At 70.7% G+C, this 16,428-nt stretch carries 15 protein-coding genes and 1 riboswitch; of the genes, 4 read left to right on the top strand and 11 right to left on the bottom strand.

What is annotated here, in order from left to right:
• Positions 1-19: 19 nt before the first annotated feature.
• Positions 20-1,663, bottom strand: coding sequence for an AMP-binding protein (locus AC5Y7V_RS07560; protein WP_499879388.1), 1,644 nt, complete (start codon positions 1,661-1,663; stop codon positions 20-22).
• A gap of 79 nt (positions 1,664-1,742) precedes the next feature.
• Positions 1,743-1,925: riboswitch (cobalamin riboswitch) on the top strand.
• Between the two features lie 35 nt (positions 1,926-1,960).
• Between AC5Y7V_RS07560 and AC5Y7V_RS07555 the strand changes: the two genes are divergently transcribed.
• The gene (locus tag AC5Y7V_RS07555; protein WP_499879387.1) at positions 1,961-3,526 is read left to right on the top strand and encodes a PPE family protein; all 1,566 of its coding nucleotides are present in this window, start codon (positions 1,961-1,963) and stop codon (positions 3,524-3,526) included.
• A gap of 4 nt (positions 3,527-3,530) precedes the next feature.
• Here the strand turns inward: AC5Y7V_RS07555 and AC5Y7V_RS07550 are convergent, their stop codons facing one another.
• Positions 3,531-4,187, bottom strand: coding sequence for a cation efflux transmembrane domain-containing protein (locus AC5Y7V_RS07550; RefSeq protein WP_499879386.1), 657 nt, complete (start codon positions 4,185-4,187; stop codon positions 3,531-3,533).
• 150 nt (positions 4,188-4,337) lie between these two features.
• On the opposite strand from AC5Y7V_RS07550, the gene AC5Y7V_RS07545 reads away from it, so the two are divergent.
• Together AC5Y7V_RS07545 and AC5Y7V_RS07540 are read left to right on the top strand one after the other, a co-directional pair.
• Positions 4,338-5,252 carry a class I SAM-dependent methyltransferase gene (locus tag AC5Y7V_RS07545; protein ID WP_499879385.1) on the top strand — a complete coding sequence of 305 codons (915 nt, stop codon included), beginning with the start codon at positions 4,338-4,340 and terminating at the stop codon, positions 5,250-5,252.
• Between the two features lie 13 nt (positions 5,253-5,265).
• Positions 5,266-6,438 (top strand): CoA transferase, encoded by a 1,173-nt coding sequence (locus tag AC5Y7V_RS07540; protein WP_499879384.1) that lies wholly within the window; start codon positions 5,266-5,268, stop codon positions 6,436-6,438.
• On the opposite strand, the gene AC5Y7V_RS07535 is transcribed toward AC5Y7V_RS07540, so the two are convergent.
• From AC5Y7V_RS07535 to AC5Y7V_RS07510, 6 genes are all read right to left on the bottom strand, one after another.
• Positions 6,435-6,884 (bottom strand): response regulator, encoded by a 450-nt coding sequence (locus AC5Y7V_RS07535; RefSeq protein ID WP_499879383.1) that lies wholly within the window; start codon positions 6,882-6,884, stop codon positions 6,435-6,437. The two genes, AC5Y7V_RS07540 and AC5Y7V_RS07535, sit on opposite strands and share 4 nt — an antisense overlap.
• The gene (locus AC5Y7V_RS07530) at positions 6,859-8,367 is read right to left on the bottom strand and encodes a sensor histidine kinase (protein ID WP_499879648.1); all 1,509 of its coding nucleotides are present in this window, start codon (positions 8,365-8,367) and stop codon (positions 6,859-6,861) included. The genes AC5Y7V_RS07535 and AC5Y7V_RS07530 overlap by 26 nt, the downstream gene beginning before the upstream one ends.
• Before the next feature lie 71 nt (positions 8,368-8,438).
• On the bottom strand, positions 8,439-9,620 hold the full coding sequence (locus AC5Y7V_RS07525; protein ID WP_499879382.1) for a PP2C family protein-serine/threonine phosphatase: 1,182 nt from the start codon (positions 9,618-9,620) through the stop codon (positions 8,439-8,441).
• A 192-nt stretch (positions 9,621-9,812) separates the two neighbouring features.
• On the bottom strand, positions 9,813-10,982 hold the full coding sequence (locus AC5Y7V_RS07520) for an acyl-CoA dehydrogenase (protein ID WP_499879381.1): 1,170 nt from the start codon (positions 10,980-10,982) through the stop codon (positions 9,813-9,815).
• Between the two features lie 25 nt (positions 10,983-11,007).
• A complete protein-coding gene (gene purE / locus AC5Y7V_RS07515) occupies positions 11,008-11,523 on the bottom strand; it encodes a 5-(carboxyamino)imidazole ribonucleotide mutase (protein ID WP_499879380.1) in 516 nt (171 codons plus the stop codon).
• On the bottom strand, positions 11,516-12,724 hold the full coding sequence (locus AC5Y7V_RS07510) for a 5-(carboxyamino)imidazole ribonucleotide synthase (RefSeq protein ID WP_499879379.1): 1,209 nt from the start codon (positions 12,722-12,724) through the stop codon (positions 11,516-11,518). Before AC5Y7V_RS07510 ends, purE begins: the two co-directional genes overlap by 8 nt.
• A 74-nt stretch (positions 12,725-12,798) precedes the next feature.
• Between AC5Y7V_RS07510 and AC5Y7V_RS07505 the strand changes: the two genes are divergently transcribed.
• Entirely contained in the window at positions 12,799-13,458 is a 660-nt protein-coding gene (locus AC5Y7V_RS07505; protein ID WP_499879378.1) for a GtrA family protein, read from the top strand.
• Here AC5Y7V_RS07505 and AC5Y7V_RS07500 read toward each other — a convergent pair.
• The 3 genes from AC5Y7V_RS07500 to AC5Y7V_RS07490 form a co-directional block, all read right to left on the bottom strand.
• A complete protein-coding gene (locus AC5Y7V_RS07500; RefSeq protein WP_499879377.1) occupies positions 13,413-13,931 on the bottom strand; it encodes a PH domain-containing protein in 519 nt (172 codons plus the stop codon). The genes AC5Y7V_RS07505 and AC5Y7V_RS07500 overlap by 46 nt on opposite strands.
• A gap of 19 nt (positions 13,932-13,950) precedes the next feature.
• Positions 13,951-14,766 carry a biotin--[acetyl-CoA-carboxylase] ligase gene (locus AC5Y7V_RS07495; protein ID WP_499879376.1) on the bottom strand — a complete coding sequence of 272 codons (816 nt, stop codon included), beginning with the start codon at positions 14,764-14,766 and terminating at the stop codon, positions 13,951-13,953.
• 79 nt (positions 14,767-14,845) lie between these two features.
• Positions 14,846-16,414, bottom strand: coding sequence for an FAD-binding protein (locus AC5Y7V_RS07490; protein WP_499879375.1), 1,569 nt, complete (start codon positions 16,412-16,414; stop codon positions 14,846-14,848).
• Positions 16,415-16,428 lie beyond the last annotated feature (14 nt).

The following is a 16,428-nucleotide window of genomic DNA, read 5'->3' as shown; positions in this document are numbered from 1 at the left end:
CGCCCTCGCGGCCAACAGCTCACGGCTGATCTGGTACCGCCTGGACTGATTGCCCCGCTCGCACGCCCAGCAGCCGCTTGAGCACCTTGCCGCCGGCGTTGCGGGGCAGCGCGTCGACGAACAGCACGTCACGGGGAATCTTGAAGCGCGCCAACCGGTTCCGCACATACTCCTGGACGTCGCGCTCGGTCAGCGACGCGCCCGGCCGCGGCACGACGTAGGCGCGCAGGCGCTGCCCGAACTCCTCGTCGTCGACGCCGACGACCGCGACGTCGAGGATGCCGGGGTGCTGCGCGAGCGCATCCTCGACCTCGCCCGGGTACACGTTCTCCCCGCCGGACACGATCATCTCGTCGTCGCGCCCGTCGATGAACAGCCGGCCGGCGGCGTCGAAATGGCCGACGTCGCCGGTGGACATCAGGCCCCGGATCGACTCCTTGGTGCCGCCGCCCGTGTACCCCTCGAAGGCGAGCACGTTGCCGACGAAGATCCGTCCCGGCGTCCCGGGTGGCGCCTCGCGCCCCTCGCCGGTGAACACCTTGACAACCGACCCGGGCACCACCCCACCGACGCACCCCGGCGCGACGGCCAGGTCGGCGGGCGTGGCGATGGTGGCGTAGGCCACCTCGGTGGAGCCGTACATGTTGTAGACGACGGGCCCCAGGTCGCGCAGGGCTCGGGCGGCGAGCGCGGCACCGAGCTGGGATCCGCCGACGAACACGATGCGCAACGAGGTCAGGTCGCGCTCGGCGAGGGCCGACCAGCCCAGGTCGAGAATGCGCCGCAGCATGACGGGCACGACGATCATGGCGCTGGCCCCGTGGGCGGCGACGCTGTCCAGCGCCTGCTCGGCGTCGAAGTGGCGGCGCAAGACCAGCGTCGAGCCCAGCACCATCGCGTACATCGCATGGCTGAAACCCATCGAATGAAACAGCGGCACACAGCATTCGGTGACTTCGCGGCCGCGGAACGGCACCTTGCCGAGCAGCCCGCCGACCGGGATCAGCGAGTAGGGCTCGGAGCGCAGGGCGCCCTTGGGGACGCCGGTCGTCCCGCTGGTCGAGATGACGATCTTGGGCCGGCCGCCGGAGCTCGGCGGCGGGCCGGGGTCGCCGCGCTCGATCAGCGCGTCGAGGGTGTCGGGCCCGGGCGTGTCCGCCCACGCCCGAAGGCGGCCCAACCGCGGATGGGCGTCGGCGACCACGCCGGCGTACTCCTCGTCATAGACCAGGAGGTCGACACCCTCGCGGGCCAGCACCCCGGCGAGCTGGCTGCGGCCGAAGCCGGTGTTGAGCAGCAGCACACCGGCGCCCGACTTGGCGGTGGCGTAGACCGCCTCCAGGAAGCCGCGGTGATTGCCCGTCAGGATGGCAACGCTGGCGCCGGGGCCGAGGCCGCGCCGGCGCCACTCGTTGGCCAGCGCGTTGGTCCGCTCGTCCAGCTCCCCGAAAGTCAGCGGCCCACGCTCGTCGATCAGCGCCAGCCCGTCGCGATCCCGCGCGGCCGCGATCGCCGTCGCCGCACCCATCAGGCCGTAGCGGTCGAGCGCCCGGAGCACCGGCACGATCCGGCCGGGCGGCATCGTTCGCAACCCCCCGGACCGGGCATACATCAGCAGCGACGAGGTTTCCAACCCGAGACGCCTGAGCACTTTCGCGGTCATTGCTTTGACTCTGCCCATCGATCGCGGCGTCGCTAAGGGCGCAACGCCACCACCGGCCGGGACTTTGGTCACGGCGCGCCGACCGCGGGCGTGCGACAATACTGCGCGTAAGGCGATGACGATGCAGGAAGCCGGTGCGAATCCGGCGCGGTCCCGCCACTGTCATCGGGGAGCGACCCTCATCAGCCACGGCGTGAGCTGGAAGGCGAGGCGAGCAGCGATCCGAGAGCCAGGACACTCGCGTCGTCGCATCCTGCGACCCGGGGCGGTGTACCCCGAGAGAGCTGGCAATCCCTCATGCCACATTCGTCATGGCAGCGCGCCCCGATCTGGATGGCGTCCCCGCCGGAAGTGCACTCAGCGTTGATCAGCAGCGGCCCCGGGCCGGGCGCGTTGCTCGCGGCCGCCGCGGCCTGGAGCGCTCTCAGCGCCGAATACGCCTCGGCGGCACAGGAACTCGAATCGCTACTGGCGGCGGTGCGGGCGGGGTCGTGGGCCGGCCCGGCCGCCGAATCCCATGCGGCCGCCCACGCCCCGTATCTGGCGTGGCTGGAGCGGGCCGGCGCGGACAGCGCCGCGACGGCCGCCCAGCATGAGATCGCGGCGGCCGCCTACACCGCCGCGCTGGCGGCGATGCCGACCCTGGCCGAGCTGGCCGCCAACCACGCGGCCCACGCGGGGTTGGTGGCGACGAATTTCTTTGGCATCAACACGATCCCGATCGCGCTGAACGAAGCCGACTACGCGCGGATGTGGATCCAGGCCGCCACCGTGATGAGCGGGTATCAGGCCGCGACGACGGCGGCGGTGGCGGCGGCACCCCGGGCCACCGCGGCGCCGCAGATCGTGACGGCCGATGCGCTGGTGGCCGCGGCCGCCGCGCCATTACCCCCCGACCGGCAGGACGACGTCCTGCAATGGTTGCAGCGCAACGGGTTTACCGACTTTTACTACACCCACCTGCAGCCGTTGATCGACTCGCTGATGCTGGACCCATTTTTCCAGTCGATGTTCTCCGGCTTCGATCCGTGGCTGCCCGTGCTGGGCAATCCACTGAGCTTCCTCAGCCCGTTCAACATCGCGTTCGCCCTCGGCTACCCGATGGATTTCGGTTCCTACTCCGCCTTTTTGGCGGAGACGTTCGCGTTCATCGGGCTGGATGTCACCGCGGCTTTCGCCTCGGGCAATCCCACGACCATCGGCTGGACCCTGGTTTTCGTCACCGTCGAAGCCGTCGGCACGGTCATCACCGACACCATCGCGTTGCTCAAGACCCTGCTGGAGCAGAACATCGTGCTGCTCACGGTTTTCCTGCCGCTGATCACCGCCTCCTTGGCGCCGCTGGCCGCCGTCCCCGCCACGCTGGGCGGCCTGTCCGGCCTGGCCGGCATCAAGGGCCTGATCGTCGTGGTGCCGCCCGCGGTGCCCGCCGCCATGCCGCCGGTGGTCGCGCTTGCCCCGGGCATCCCGGCCCCGAGCCCGCCCCCGCCCGCTCCGGTCCCGGCGCCGGCTCCGGCCGCCGCCACCGCGGCGGCGCCGATGGCCGGGCCCCCGCCACCGGCCGGCGCGCCACCGACGCTGACCGGGGCGGCCATGGGCGCCGGCATGGACGGCTCCGCCTATCTGGTCGGTCACCTCAGCGCGAACACCCGTCGGACGGCGGGCGCCGCCGCGCGGAAGGAGGCGCCGGAGCCGGACAACGCCGAGGCCCCGGCGGTCGCGGCGACGCCCGAGCAAGCCGGATCGCCGCGGCGCCGTCGCCGGCCCAAGGCGACGCGGCCGGGCCGCGGCTACGAATACATGGATCCCGAGTCCGAGGCACCGCGCCTGCCGATGCTCCCCCAAACGTGGGAACCCCGGTGACCGCTCAGCAGCTGCAGGAGTGGCCGCGCCACGTCCGGACGCCCTGCCACGCGGCGGCCCCGGCGACCCCGAGCCCCACCGCGGGGTCGACCCACCACGCGCCCGACCACAGTCCCGTCAGCGCGAGCGTGATCAGCACCCCGGCGGCCTGGACGCCGCACAGGTAGTTCTGCGTGCCTTCGCCCTCGGTGGCCTCCGAACCGAGCCGCGCGCCCAGTCGGTGGTTGGCCCGGCCGAGGATCGGCATCAGCACCAGGCCGAGGGCGGCCAGCGCGATGCCGATCACCGACGTCTCGGCGTGGTGCCCCTCGGTCAGGTCCCGGACGGACTCGGCGGCGATGTAGGGGGCGGTCAGCCAGAACGACACCGCCACACCGCGTTGCGCGCGCCGCTCGGCCGTCTCGGACAGCGCCCGCGCGCCGCTGAACCTCCAGATCACCATCGCGCTGGCCAGCGCCTCGGCCCCGCCGCCGAGCGCCCACCCGGTCAGCGCGATCGACCCGACCGCCAGCCCCTGCCATAACCCGACGCCGCCCTCGACCAGCACCACGACCATGCTGACCCAGGCCAACTGGCGCGCCCACCGGGCGTCGGCCCGCCAGCCCGCACCCCGGCCCCCGGCGACGTGGCATTCGCCGACGACGGCGGGCGAAGTGGTCATTGCGCGAGGCTAGCGACGGCGGGGTGGGCGTGCGGGCCCGCACACGCGGACGTAACACAACCGTGTCCCGCCTCTTACACACCGCACCCCCGGCCGGCGTCCGGGCGCCGTCGTTATTGTGGCTAACCAGTAGCGGCGAGAAGGGACGGCATGGCGCGCACCGAGAACGACACCTGGGACCTGGCGACCAGCGTGGGGGCCACCGCCACCATGGTGGCCGCCGGACGCGCCCGCGCGACCCGGGACGCGCTGATCGACGACCCCTTCGCCGAGCCGCTGGTGCGCGCCGTCGGAGTCGACTTCATGACCCGGTGGGCCGCGGGCGAATTGAGCACCGAGGACGTCGACATGCCCGGCGCCCCGTGGGGCATGCGGCGCATGACCGACATGATGGCCGCCCGCACCCGCCACATCGACGCGTTCCTCGCCGAGGCGCAAAGCGCGGGCATCCGCCAGGTGGTGATCCTGGCCTCCGGCCTGGACGCGCGCGCGTACCGGCTGGCGTGGGCGCCGGGCACGACGCTGTTCGAGATCGACCAGCCGCGGGTCATCGAGTTCAAGACCGCCACCCTCGCCGAGCTCGGCGCCGAGCCCACCGCCGAGGTGCGCAACGTGCCGATCGACCTGCGCGACGACTGGCCGGAGGCGCTGCGGCAGGCCGGATTCGACACCGCCCGCCCGGCGGCGTGGGTCGCCGAGGGCCTGCTCGGCTTCCTGCCGGGCGACGCCCAGGACCGGTTGCTGGACCACGTCACCGAGCTGTCCGCCGACGGCAGCCGGCTGATGGCCGAGGTCTTCTTCAACACGGGCGTCAGCGGGGACGCGCTCAACGCGGCGAGCGGGAAGTGGCGGGAGAACGGCCTCGATATCGCGCTGGGCGACCTGGGTTTCCCCGGCGAGCGCAGCGACGTGGCGACCTACCTGACCGAGCGCGGCTGGCGGCCGTCGCGCACGCCGCTGAATCGGCTGTTGGCCGACGCGGCATTGCCGTTGCAACCCGACGGCCCCGACGCGCCCTTCGCACGCAACCACTACTGCACCGCTGTGCTGCACCGGGCAGCCTAGAGGAAGGCCGCACATGCCAAACAGCAAGCCCGCCAGGCCACTTGACGGGTACCGGGTACTCGATTTCACCCAGAACATCGCCGGGCCGCTGGCCGGGCAGGTGCTGGCCGACCTGGGCGCCGAGGTGATCAAGGTGGAGGCCCCCGGCGGCGAGGCGGCCCGGCAGATCACCGCGGTCCTGCCCGGGCGGCCGCCGCTGCCCACCCTGTTCCTGCCGCATAACCGCGGCAAGAAGTCGGTGGCGGTGGACCTCACCGACGACGCGAACAAGCAGCAGATCCTGCGGCTCGTCGACACCGCCGACGTTGTGCTGGAAGGGTTTCGGCCCGGGGTGATGGAACGGATGGGCCTGGGCCCTGACGAGCTGCGGGCCCGCAACCCCAGGCTGATCTACGCGCGGCTGTCGGCCTACGGCGGCAACGGCCCGCAGGGCAGCCGGCCGGGCGTCGACCTGATGGTCGCCGCCGAGTCGGGCATGAGCACCGGGATGCCCACCCCGACCGGTAAGCCGCAGATCATCCCGTTCCAGCTCGTGGACGCCGCGAGCGGTCACGTGCTGGCCCAGGCGGTGCTGGCCGCGCTGCTCAACCGGGAGCGTCACGGGGTGGCCGACGTCGTGCGGGTCGCGATGTACGACGTCGCGGTCAATCTGCAGGCCAGCCAGCTCACCATCCACCTCAACAAGCCAAGCGAGCACAAGCCGAGCGAGCCGAAAGCCAAGAAGCGCAAGGGGGTTGGCTTCGCCACCCAGCCGTCGGACGCGTTCAAGGCGGCCGACGGCTACCTGGTGATCAGCGCGTACGTGCCCAAGCACTGGGCGAAGCTGTGCGAGATCATCGGCCGCCCCGAGCTGTTGACCGACGAGCGGTTCATCGACCAGCGTTCCCGCGCAATGAATTACCACGAGCTGACCGAGGAGCTGGAATCGGCACTGGCGGCAAAGACCGCGGCCGAATGGGTCCAGCTGCTGCAGGAGGGCGGCCTGATGGCCTGCCACGCCTACACCTGGAAGCAGGTGGTCGGCACCCCGCTGTTCGCCGAGAACGAGCTCGCCCTGCGGGTCGGCGGCGGCGAGGACGCCATCACCGTCGTCCGCATGCCGGCGCGCTACGCCAGCTTCGACGCCGCGGCCACCGATCCCCCGCCCGCGCCGGGGCAGCACAACGCGGAGTTCCTCACCGGTTAGAGTCCCGGCAGCCGCACCACCTGAATGAAGAACTCGTCGATCTGTCGAACCGCGTTGATGAACTGGTCGAGGTCGACGGGCTTGGTGACGTAGGCGTTGGCGTGCAGCTGGTAGCTGCGCAGGATGTCCTCCTCCGCCGAGGACGTGGTGAGCACGACGACCGGTATGCGCGCCAGGTCCGGGTCGGACTTGACCTTCTCCAGCAGCTGGCGGCCGTCGTATTTCGGCAGGTTCAGGTCGAGCAGGATGAGGTCCGGTCGCGGCGCGCCCGCGTACGGACCGCGCCGGTACAGGAAGTCCAGGCCCTCCTCGCCGTCGTGCGCGACGTGCAGGTTGTTCTTGAGCTTGTTGTGCTCGAACGCTTCTCGCGTGATCAGCTCGTCACCTGGATCGTCCTCGACGAGCAGGATCTCGATCGCTCTACCGGCCGATGATGGCGATGTCATCATGTCCTTCTTTCGTCGCGATGGGCAGCGTGAACTGAAGCCGCGTTCCGTCGGTGTAGGTCGTGTCGATCCAGATGGTGCCGCCGTGCTGCTCGACGATCTTCTTGCACAGCGCCAGGCCGACCCCGGTCCCGGAGTACACCTCCCGGCCGTGCAGCCGCTGGAAAATGACGAAGACCTTCTCGGTGAACTCTTCGGCGATGCCAATGCCGTTGTCCGACACGCACAATAGCCACTCGTCGGTGCGCCGTTCGCACTCGATGACCACGCGGGGCCGGCGGTCCTTGTGCCGGAACTTCACCGCGTTGCCGATCAGGTTCTGCCACAGCATGGTCAGCAGCGTGGGATCCCCGATGATGACCGGCAGCGGCTGCGCGGGGCGCACGATATCGGCGTCGGTCTCCTCGATGGCGGCGGCGAGGTTGGCCAGGCCGTCGTCCAGCGCCGTGCCGAGGTCGACCTCGGTTTGCATGGTCGCCAGGCGGCCCACGCGGGAGAAGGTGAGCAGGTCGTTGATCAGCACCTGCATGCGCTTGGCCCCGTCGACGGCGTAGCCGATGTATTCGATCCCGCGCTCGTCGAGTTGGTCGCCGTATCGCTTCTCGAGCAGCTGACAGAACGAGGCGACCTTGCGCAGCGGTTCCTGCAGATCGTGCGACGCGACGTAGGCGAACTGCTCGAGCTCTGCGTTGGACCGCCGCAATTCGACGGCCTGCTCGTCCAAAAGCGCACGGGCCGAACGGGATACCTCGAGCTCTTCGACGAGGCGCTCCCGCATGTTCTCCACGTCGATCGCCATGCCGCGAATGTCCTTGGGACGCTTGGGCGGTGAGATGCTCTCGCCGAAGTCGCCGCGCGTGATCCGCCGGCAGGCCGCGGCCAGCATCGCGATCGGGCGGGTGACCGCGTCCCGTACCAGGATCCCCAACGCGGCCGCGGTGCCGAAGAACAGCAGCACCATGGTGATGAGCACCCGGTCGCGCCAGGCGTCGGTGCGTTTGAGGTCGTCGGCCGCCTGGTTGCGCGCCGCGGTCAGGTTCGCGTTCTGCCTGTCGAAAAGGGCACGCAGGTGGTCGAATTGGGCCTTGCCGCGTTCGGCCGCGGGCCGGTTCGTGACGTTCCGGGCGTCGGGGGCCACGCTCGCGATAGCGGGCTCGGCGTAGTTGGCGCGCCAGTTGGCGGCCGCCTGCTCGATCGCGTCCAGGTCGGCAAGCAGGTCCGGGCGCTGGGCCAACAGTCGCCGCATGTCGTCGGCCGCCTCGCGTTCCGTGTGCTGCCCGTCGTAGTACGGCGTGAGGAACTGGCGATCGGCCGCGATCAGGTACCCGCGCACGCCGGTTTCCTGGTCGCGCACCGCGGACTGCAGCTGGTAGGCCGCCACCCGCGATGGCTGGATCCCGTCGACCAGCCCGCGCAGCATGTCGTCGGAGCGCTGCAGCAGCACCGCCCCGACCACCGCGCCGGCGAGCACCATCACGCCCATGCTGGACAGGACCAGGAACTGCCAGCCGCGGACGGTCAACTGCGTCAGGCGCGGCACTCGCAGGGCGGGGCTCACCTTGTCGTCCGCTCGACGCGCACCACCGCGATGTCGTCGCTGAGCCCGCCGCGCGGGCGGGCGAGTTCCTCGGCGCCGTCGATGAGGGCGTCGACGAACGCCGGTCCGGGCAGCAGCGCGTGCTTGCGGGCCAGCGCGAGCAGCCCGTCCTCACCCAGGCGCCGGTTGCCCTGCCCGGAATACCCCTCGAAGAGCCCGTCGGTCAGCAGCAGCAGTCCCTGCCCCGCGGGCAGGCGCAGCTCATGCCGCGGCCAACGGTCGCCGCCCAGGCCCAGCGCCGGGCCGCCCGGCGGCTCGACCCATTCGACGCCCTCGCCGTCTTGCAGCAGCATCCCCGGATGGCCGGCCCGGACGGCGGTGACGCCGGTGCCGTCGGGCTGGATCTCCAGGCTGAGCACCGTCGCGAAGATCCCCCTGCCGGTGCGTTCGGACTGCAGCACCCGCTCGAGCTTCGGCATCAGCTCGATGCCGTGGACCCCGGCGAAGGTGAGCGCGCGGAACGCGATGCGCAGGGCCGCCCCCAGCGCCGCCTCGTCCGGCCCGTGCCCGGCGACGTCGCCGATCAGGACGTGCACGACCCGGTCGGGCGTCTGCACGACGTCATAGAAGTCCCCGCACAACAGCGCGTCCTCGCGGCTCGGCCGGTACCGGGCCACGATGTCGATGCCGGGCTCGTCGAGCAGCAGCGGCGACGGCAGTAGGCCGCGTTCCAGCAGCGCGTTCTCCCGGGCCCGGAGCCGGCTCGCGTGCAGGTCGGCGGCGATGAGCTCGGCGCGTTTGCGCTCGATCGCGTAGAGCAGCGCGCGCCGCAGCATCTCGGGTTCGACGCGCCCCTTGACGAGGTAGTCCTGCGCGCCCGCCGCGACCGCGGAGGCCCCGAAGTATTCGTCGTTCAACCCCGTCAGCACGACGATGGGGACCGTCGCGTCGCGCTTGGCGATGCGGTCCAGCGCGTCCATCCCGCTGGCGTCGGGCAGGTTCAGGTCCAGCAGCACGCAGTCGGGCCGCGTCGACGCAAGCTCCTCTTCCGCCTGCGCGATCGACTGCGCCCAGGTCACCGGGACGTCGGCGAGCGCGTCGGCGATCAGCTCTTCCACGAGCAGCGCGTCGGCCCGGTCGTCCTCGACCAACAGCAGCGACAGTGGCGAGCGCACGGGCATCAATTCCCGGTCAGCCATGGAAGCCCACGGGAAGCCATGTTAAGCATTGGACGCTCCCCTGGCCGCGAAAAGACATTTGCTCTGGGACGACCGTCGGAGTAAATCGCCGGTGCCTGTTTACCGACGCCGGGGCCGGACTTGCCGGCCCATCTCGTTGCCGTCGGAGATCCTATTCGGTGCGCCGACGCGTTCCCAAACGGTGTCCCGCAATCAGCGCAGCAACGCCCGCGACATCACCACGCGCTGGATCTGGTTGGTGCCCTCGTAGATCTGGGTGATCTTGGCGTCGCGCATCATCCGCTCGACCGGGAAGTCGGTGGTGTAGCCGGCGCCGCCGAACAACTGCACCGCGTCGGTGGTCACCTCCATCGCCACGTCGGAGGCGAAGCACTTGGACGCCGCCGAGATGAAGCCGAGGTCGGGTTCGCCGCGCTCGGCGCGGGCGGCGGCCTGATAGACCAGCAACCGCGCGGCCTCGACCTTCATCGCCATGTCGGCCAGCATGAACTGCACCGCCTGGAAGCTGCTGATCGATTCCCCGAACTGCTTGCGGTCCTTGGTGTAGGCGATCGCGGCGTCCAGCGCGCCCTGCGCGATGCCGACGGCCTGGGCCCCGATCGTGGGACGGGTGTGGTCCAGCGTGGCCAGCGCGGTCTTGAAGCCGGTGCCCGGCTCGCCGATGATCCGGTCGCCCGGGATGCGGCAGTTCTCGAAGTACAGCTCGGTGGTCGGCGATCCCTTGATGCCCAGCTTCTTCTCCTTGGGACCGACGGTGAACCCCTCGTCGTCGATGTTCACGATGAACGCCGAGATGCCGTTGGCGCCCTTGTCCGGATCGGTGACGGCCATCACCGTGTACCAGGTCGACTTGCCGCCGTTGGTGATCCAGGCCTTGGCGCCGTTGAGGATCCAGTCGTCGCCGTCGGCCTTGGCGCGGGTGCGCATCGACGCCGCGTCGCTGCCGGCCTCCCGCTCACTCAGCGCGTAGGACGCCAGCAGCCCGCCCTCCGCGAGTGAGGGCAGCACCTGCTTCTTCAGCTCCTCCGAGCCGCGCAGGATCAGGCCCATGGTGCCCAGCTTGTTCACGGCCGGGATCAGCGAGGCGGAGGCGTCGACGCGGGCCACCTCCTCGATGACGATGCAGGCCGCGACCGAGTCCGCGCCCTGCCCGCCGTACTCCTCCGGCACGTGCACGGCGTTGAAGCCCGACGCGTTCAGCGCCTCCAGCGCCTCCTGCGGGAACCGCGCGTTCTCGTCCACGTCGGCCGCGTGGGGCGCGATCTCCTTCTCCGCCAGCGCGCGGATCGCCGCGCGCAGCTCCCGGTGTTCCTCGGGCAGTTGGAACAGATCGAACGACGGGTTTCCGGCCCATCCAGCCATGGTCGGCCTCCTAGCACTCTTCCGGTCACTGGCCGGTAACTTTACCCTGGCGCTGTTGCAGCGCCGCATCCTTGGCCTTCACGCTCTCGGCCAGCTGCTCTTGGAAGGCGACGAGCCGCGCCCGCAGCGCCGCGTCTGACGAGGCCAGGATGCGCACCGCGAGCAGGCCCGCGTTGCGCGCGCCGCCGATGGAGACCGTGGCGACCGGGACGCCCGCCGGCATCTGGACGATCGACAGCAGGGAGTCCAGCCCGTCGAGGCGGGCCAGCGGCACCGGCACCCCGATCACCGGCAGCGGCGTGGCCGAGGCGACCATGCCGGGCAGGTGCGCGGCGCCGCCGGCGCCGGCGATGATCACCTGCAACCCGCGGCCGGCCGCCGTGCGGGCGTAGTCGAACATCACCTGCGGCGTGCGGTGCGCCGAGACCACCCGGACCTCGGCCGGGACGTCGAACTCGGCCAGCGCCTCGGCGGCCTCGGCCATCACCGACCAGTCGCTGTCGCTGCCCATGATGACCCCGACGCGCGCCCGCTCACCCATGTGGATCCCATCCGTCCGTCCACTGCCCGTGTGACAACCAGTGTGCCGCCAACTCGGCGCGCTCCCGCAGCTGGACCAGCCGCCCCGGGTCGGCGCCCAGGAAGTTGACGTGCCCGATCTTGCGGCCGGGCCGTTCCTCCTTGCCGTACAGGTGAACCCGGGCGTCGGGCATCCGCGCGAACAGGTGGTGCAGCCGCTCGTCCATGCTCATCACCGGGGTCTGCGGGGCGCCCAGCACGTTGGCCATCACGGTCAGTGGCGCGATGGCGTCGGTGTCGCCGAGCGGATAGTCCAGCACCGCGCGCAGGTGCTGTTCGAACTGGCTGGTGCGCGCCCCGTCCATAGTCCAGTGCCCGGAGTTGTGCGGGCGCATCGCGAGCTCGTTGACCAGCAGCGCGCCGTCGGTGGTTTCGAACAGCTCGACCGCCAGCACGCCGACGACACCGAGCTCGGCGCCCAACCGCAGCGCCAGCTGCTGGGCGCCGGCGGCGACGTCGGCGCCCAGGTCCGGCGCGGGCGCGATCACCTGCACGCAGATCCCGTCGCGCTGCACCGTCTCCACGACCGGCCAGGCGGCCCCCTGCCCGAAGGGCGAGCGCGCCACCAGCGCCGACAGTTCGCGGCGCAGGTCCACCTGCTCCTCGGCCATCACCGGCACGCCGTCGGCCAGGAAACTTTCCGCGATTTCGCGGGCGTGCGAGGGGTCGCGGGCCATCCGCACCCCGCGCCCGTCGTAGCCCCCGCGGACCGCCTTCACCACCACCGGCCCGCCCACCCGGACGGCGAACGCATCGAGCTCGTCGAGGTTGTCTATCCCGGCGTAGCGCGGCACCGGTGCGCCCAGGGCCTCCAACCGGCGCCGCATCACCAGCTTGTCCTGCGCGTGCACCAGGGCGTGCGGGGGCGGCGCCACGTTGACGCCCTCGGCGACGAGCTTTTCCAGGAGCTCGGACGGGACGTGCTCGTGGTCGAAGGTCAGCACGTCGGCCCCGGCCGCGACCCGGCGCACGTCGTCGAGCTCGGTGTGCGAGCCGATCACCACGTCGGGGCTGACCTGGGCGGCCGGCTCGTCGGGGGCGGTCGCCAGCACCCGCAGCGTCTGGCCCAGCGCGATCGCGGCCTGGTGGGTCATGCGGGCGAGCTGACCGCCGCCGACCATCGCAACCACGGGGGCGGCCTTCGGGGAGCGCGTGTTGGGCACGGCCTCATGGTGTCACGGCCCCCGGCGAGACACATTTTGCGTCGTTTTCGCGTCCGTCCGTACACTGACGTGTTGTGTCCTTCGCCGATGCCGTAATTTCGCGCCTGCCAGAGGCCGTTCAGCCTCATTTGCTGCGCCATCACGAGCTGATCAAATTCGCGATCGTCGGCGGCACCACATTCGTCATCGACTCGGCGATTTTCTACACCCTCAAGCTGACCGTCCTCGAACCCAAGCCGGTGACGGCCAAGGTGATCGCGGGCATCGTCGCGGTGATCGCCTCCTACGTGCTGAACCGGGAATGGAGCTTCCGCGACCGCGGGGGCCGCGAGCGCCACCACGAGGCGTTGCTGTTCTTCGCCTTCAGCGGCGTGGGGGTGCTGCTGTCCATGGCGCCGCTGTGGTTCTCCCACTACGTGCTGCAGCTGCGGGTACCCGAGGTGTCGCTGACGCTGGAGAACATCACCGACTTCATCTCGGCCTACATCATCGGCAACCTGCTGCAGATGGCGTTCCGCTTCTGGGCGTTCCGGCGCTGGGTGTTCCCCCAGGAGTTCGCCCGCAACCCCGACAAGGCGATCGAATCCGCGCTTACCGCAGGCGGTTTCGCCGAGGTGCTGGAAGACGAGCTCGAGGTCGGCAACGTCACTTTGCTGCGGTCGTGGCGCAAAAAGGCGAGCCGGTCTCCTCAGCTCGGCGACTCCTCGGAACCCAGGGTGTCGAAGACTTCGTGATACAGCAGCGCGTGCACCTCGCGCAGCCGCGGAATGTCGTAGAACTCCAACGGATCTTGTGACGCCGACTCGATAATCAGCGTCCCGGTGCGAAACATGCGCTCGGACAAGCGGTCCCGGAACTCCACGCTGTTGATCCGCGCCAGCGGGATGTCGATGCCGCTGCGCGTGAGCACCCCGTGCCGAAACATCACCCGGCGGTTGGTGACGACGAAATGTGTGGTCAGCCAGCCCAGGAACGGCCAGAGTGTGAGCCAGCCGACGACCACCAGCCAGATCCCCCAAATGACCCCGTAGAGGATGTTCTTGGCGAGCTGCTCCCAGTGCGTCGAGTTGAGGTAGCCGGAGCCGAACGCGGCCAGCGCGGTCGCCAGCACGAGAACCGCGACGGGCCAGATCAGGGTCTTCCAGTGCGGGTGGCGGTGCAGGACGACCTGCTCGCCGGCGGCAAGGGCGTTGTCCGGATAGCTCACGTGGGAAAGCTACCGCTTCCTAACGCAGATGCACCACGTCGCCGGCGGAAACCGTGACGGTTTGGCCGCCGGCCTCGAGGCACAGGCGGCCCTGGTCGTCGACGGCGGTCGCGGTGCCCACGACTTCCTTGCCGCCGGGCAGCTGGGCGCGCACGGCGCGCCCGATGGTCAGGCTGCGCGCCCGGTAGTCGGCCGCCAGCGCCCAGTCCGCGCCCCGCGCGGCCCGCCAGGCCACGATCCGCCGGCCCAGTTCGGTCAGCACGGCGCCCACCAGCCGGCCGCGGTCGAGATCGGTCACGCCGAGGTCGAACAGCGAGGTGGCGCCGGGCCCGTCCACCTCCTCGGGGGCCTGAGTCACGTTGAGGCCCAAGCCAATTACCACGACGGGCCGGGACACCTCGGCGAGGATGCCGGCCAGCTTGCCCGGGGACTCCGGCGGGCCGGCCAGCACGTCGTTGGGCCACTTGAGACCCGCCTGCACCCCGGTCACGGCCAGCACCGCGTCGACGATCGCGACCCCGGTGGCCAGCGACAGCCAGCCCCATCCCTCGGTCGGCACGTCGACGACGCTGACGCCCACCGACATCGTGATCTGGGCCCGCGGGCTGGCCGTCCAGCCGCGTCCGTGGCGGCCCCGGCCGGCGGTCTGGTGCTCGGCGATCAGGACCGCCCCGGCGACGTCGTCCCCGGCCGCCGCGCGCGCCAGCAGGTCGGCGTTGGTGGATCCGGTCTGCTCGACGACGTCGAGCCGGCGCCAGCCCAGCCCGGTCCCGATCAGCTCGGCGCGCAGCGCGGCCTGATCCAGCGGTTGCCGAAGCGATTCGCGGTCCGTCACTCCACCCAGCGTAGATCTCAGCCCGTGGGCTCACCGGACGCGGCGAGCAACCCGGATGTCAGTCGACTCGGACTTGGAGTCAGTGGGGCCGGTTTCTCATGTCCATCACGGCCAGATGACTGAAGAGCATGCTGGTGCCGATCGGGTTGCCGCCGCCGGGATACGCGGTGCCGCTAGGCGCGGCCATCGTGTTGCCGGCCGCGTACAGGCCGGGGATCGGGTTGCCCGACCTGTCGAGCACCCGCGCCGCCGTGTCGGTGCGCAGGCCGCCCTTGGTGCCCAGATCGGACAGGCCGAACGCGGCTGCGTGAAACGGCGGCTTGTCGATGGACACCAACGGCGACGCGCCCGCGGAGAACGCGCGGTCGAACGCCTCATCGCCGCGGCCGAAGTCCTCGTCGACGCCGGTGGCGACGAAGGCATTGAACCGGGCCACCGTCGCCGCCAACCCGTCCGATGGCACCCCGATCTTGGCCGCCAGCTCCTGGAGTGTGTCAGCGGAGTGCCACAAGCCGGCGGCGACGTATTTCTCGGTCCCCACAATCGAGACGTTGGTCGCCTTGACGGGTGGCACCTCGCCCTCCTTGTCGTCGTAGATCATCCAATACGGCAACGTGATCGAGCCGTCCTGGAGCTGAGCGAGGATCTCGCGTCCGGCGCGGTCGTACGCGCGGGATTCGTTGACGAATCGCTCACCGGACTGGTTCACGAAGATGCCGCCGGTGAACCACAGCGCGAACGCCGAGCGTCCATCGGGATGAGTCATGCCCGGCGACCACCAGGCCTGATCCAGCAGGTCGGTGTCCGCGCCCGCGGCGATGCCGGCCTGCAGCGCCTGGCCACGACTTCCCGGGCCGCCCATGGTGTCTCGCGCCTCGCCCAGGACGCCGTATTGACGGCGCAGGGCGTCGTTGTTTTCGAATCCGCCGGCGGCGAGCAGCACCCCGAGGCGGGTGCGGATCGCGCGGCGCAGGCCGCCGCTCTCCACGATCGCACCCTCGACGCGCCTTTCGGGGCCGTCCGAGCGCACCAGCTCGACGAGGGCGGTGTCGCGTTGCAGCGCCGCGGTCGGGTACTGCCCGATGGCCTTGAGAAAGCGGGCGATCAGCGCGCGGCCACCCAAGTAGTAGTCGGGCGGGGTCTCGGCGCCGAGCCTGTCGGTGTCCAAAGGTCCGCGGATCGCGTCACGCAATTCCGGCGCGGCGGCGACCTTCAACGGCTTCGCAGCGATGTGACGCTGGCCGTCGAGACGGGCTTTCGGCGCCTTGCCGTAGTAGTCGGGCCAGGGCAACGGCACGAACTTGATGTCCGGATCCTGCTCGAGGTACTCGATCAGCGGCGCGCCGCCCCGGACGAAGGTCTCCTGCAGTTCGCGGGGCGTGCGGTCGCCGACGACCGCGTGGTAGTAGGTGAGGGCGTCCTCGATGGTGTCATCGGTGCCGGCCCGGACCAGCACCGGATTGCACGGAAACCAGACCCCGCCGCCACCTGAGTAGGCGGTGGTGCCGCCGAATTTGTCGGTCGCCTCGACGAGCAGGACGTCGAGGCCTTCGCGGGCCGCGGTGTAGGCGCCGGTGACACCCCCGCCGCCGGATCCGGCGACGAGCACGTCATGTTCTTCGACCCAGTCGACTCCCGCGCCGCGCATGTCCGGAGATTACT

The organism is Mycobacterium sp. NGS34 (genome assembly GCF_059812845.1).
The sequence above is the reverse complement of the archived record's forward strand: the minus strand, read 5'-3'. Positions and strand labels throughout refer to the sequence as shown.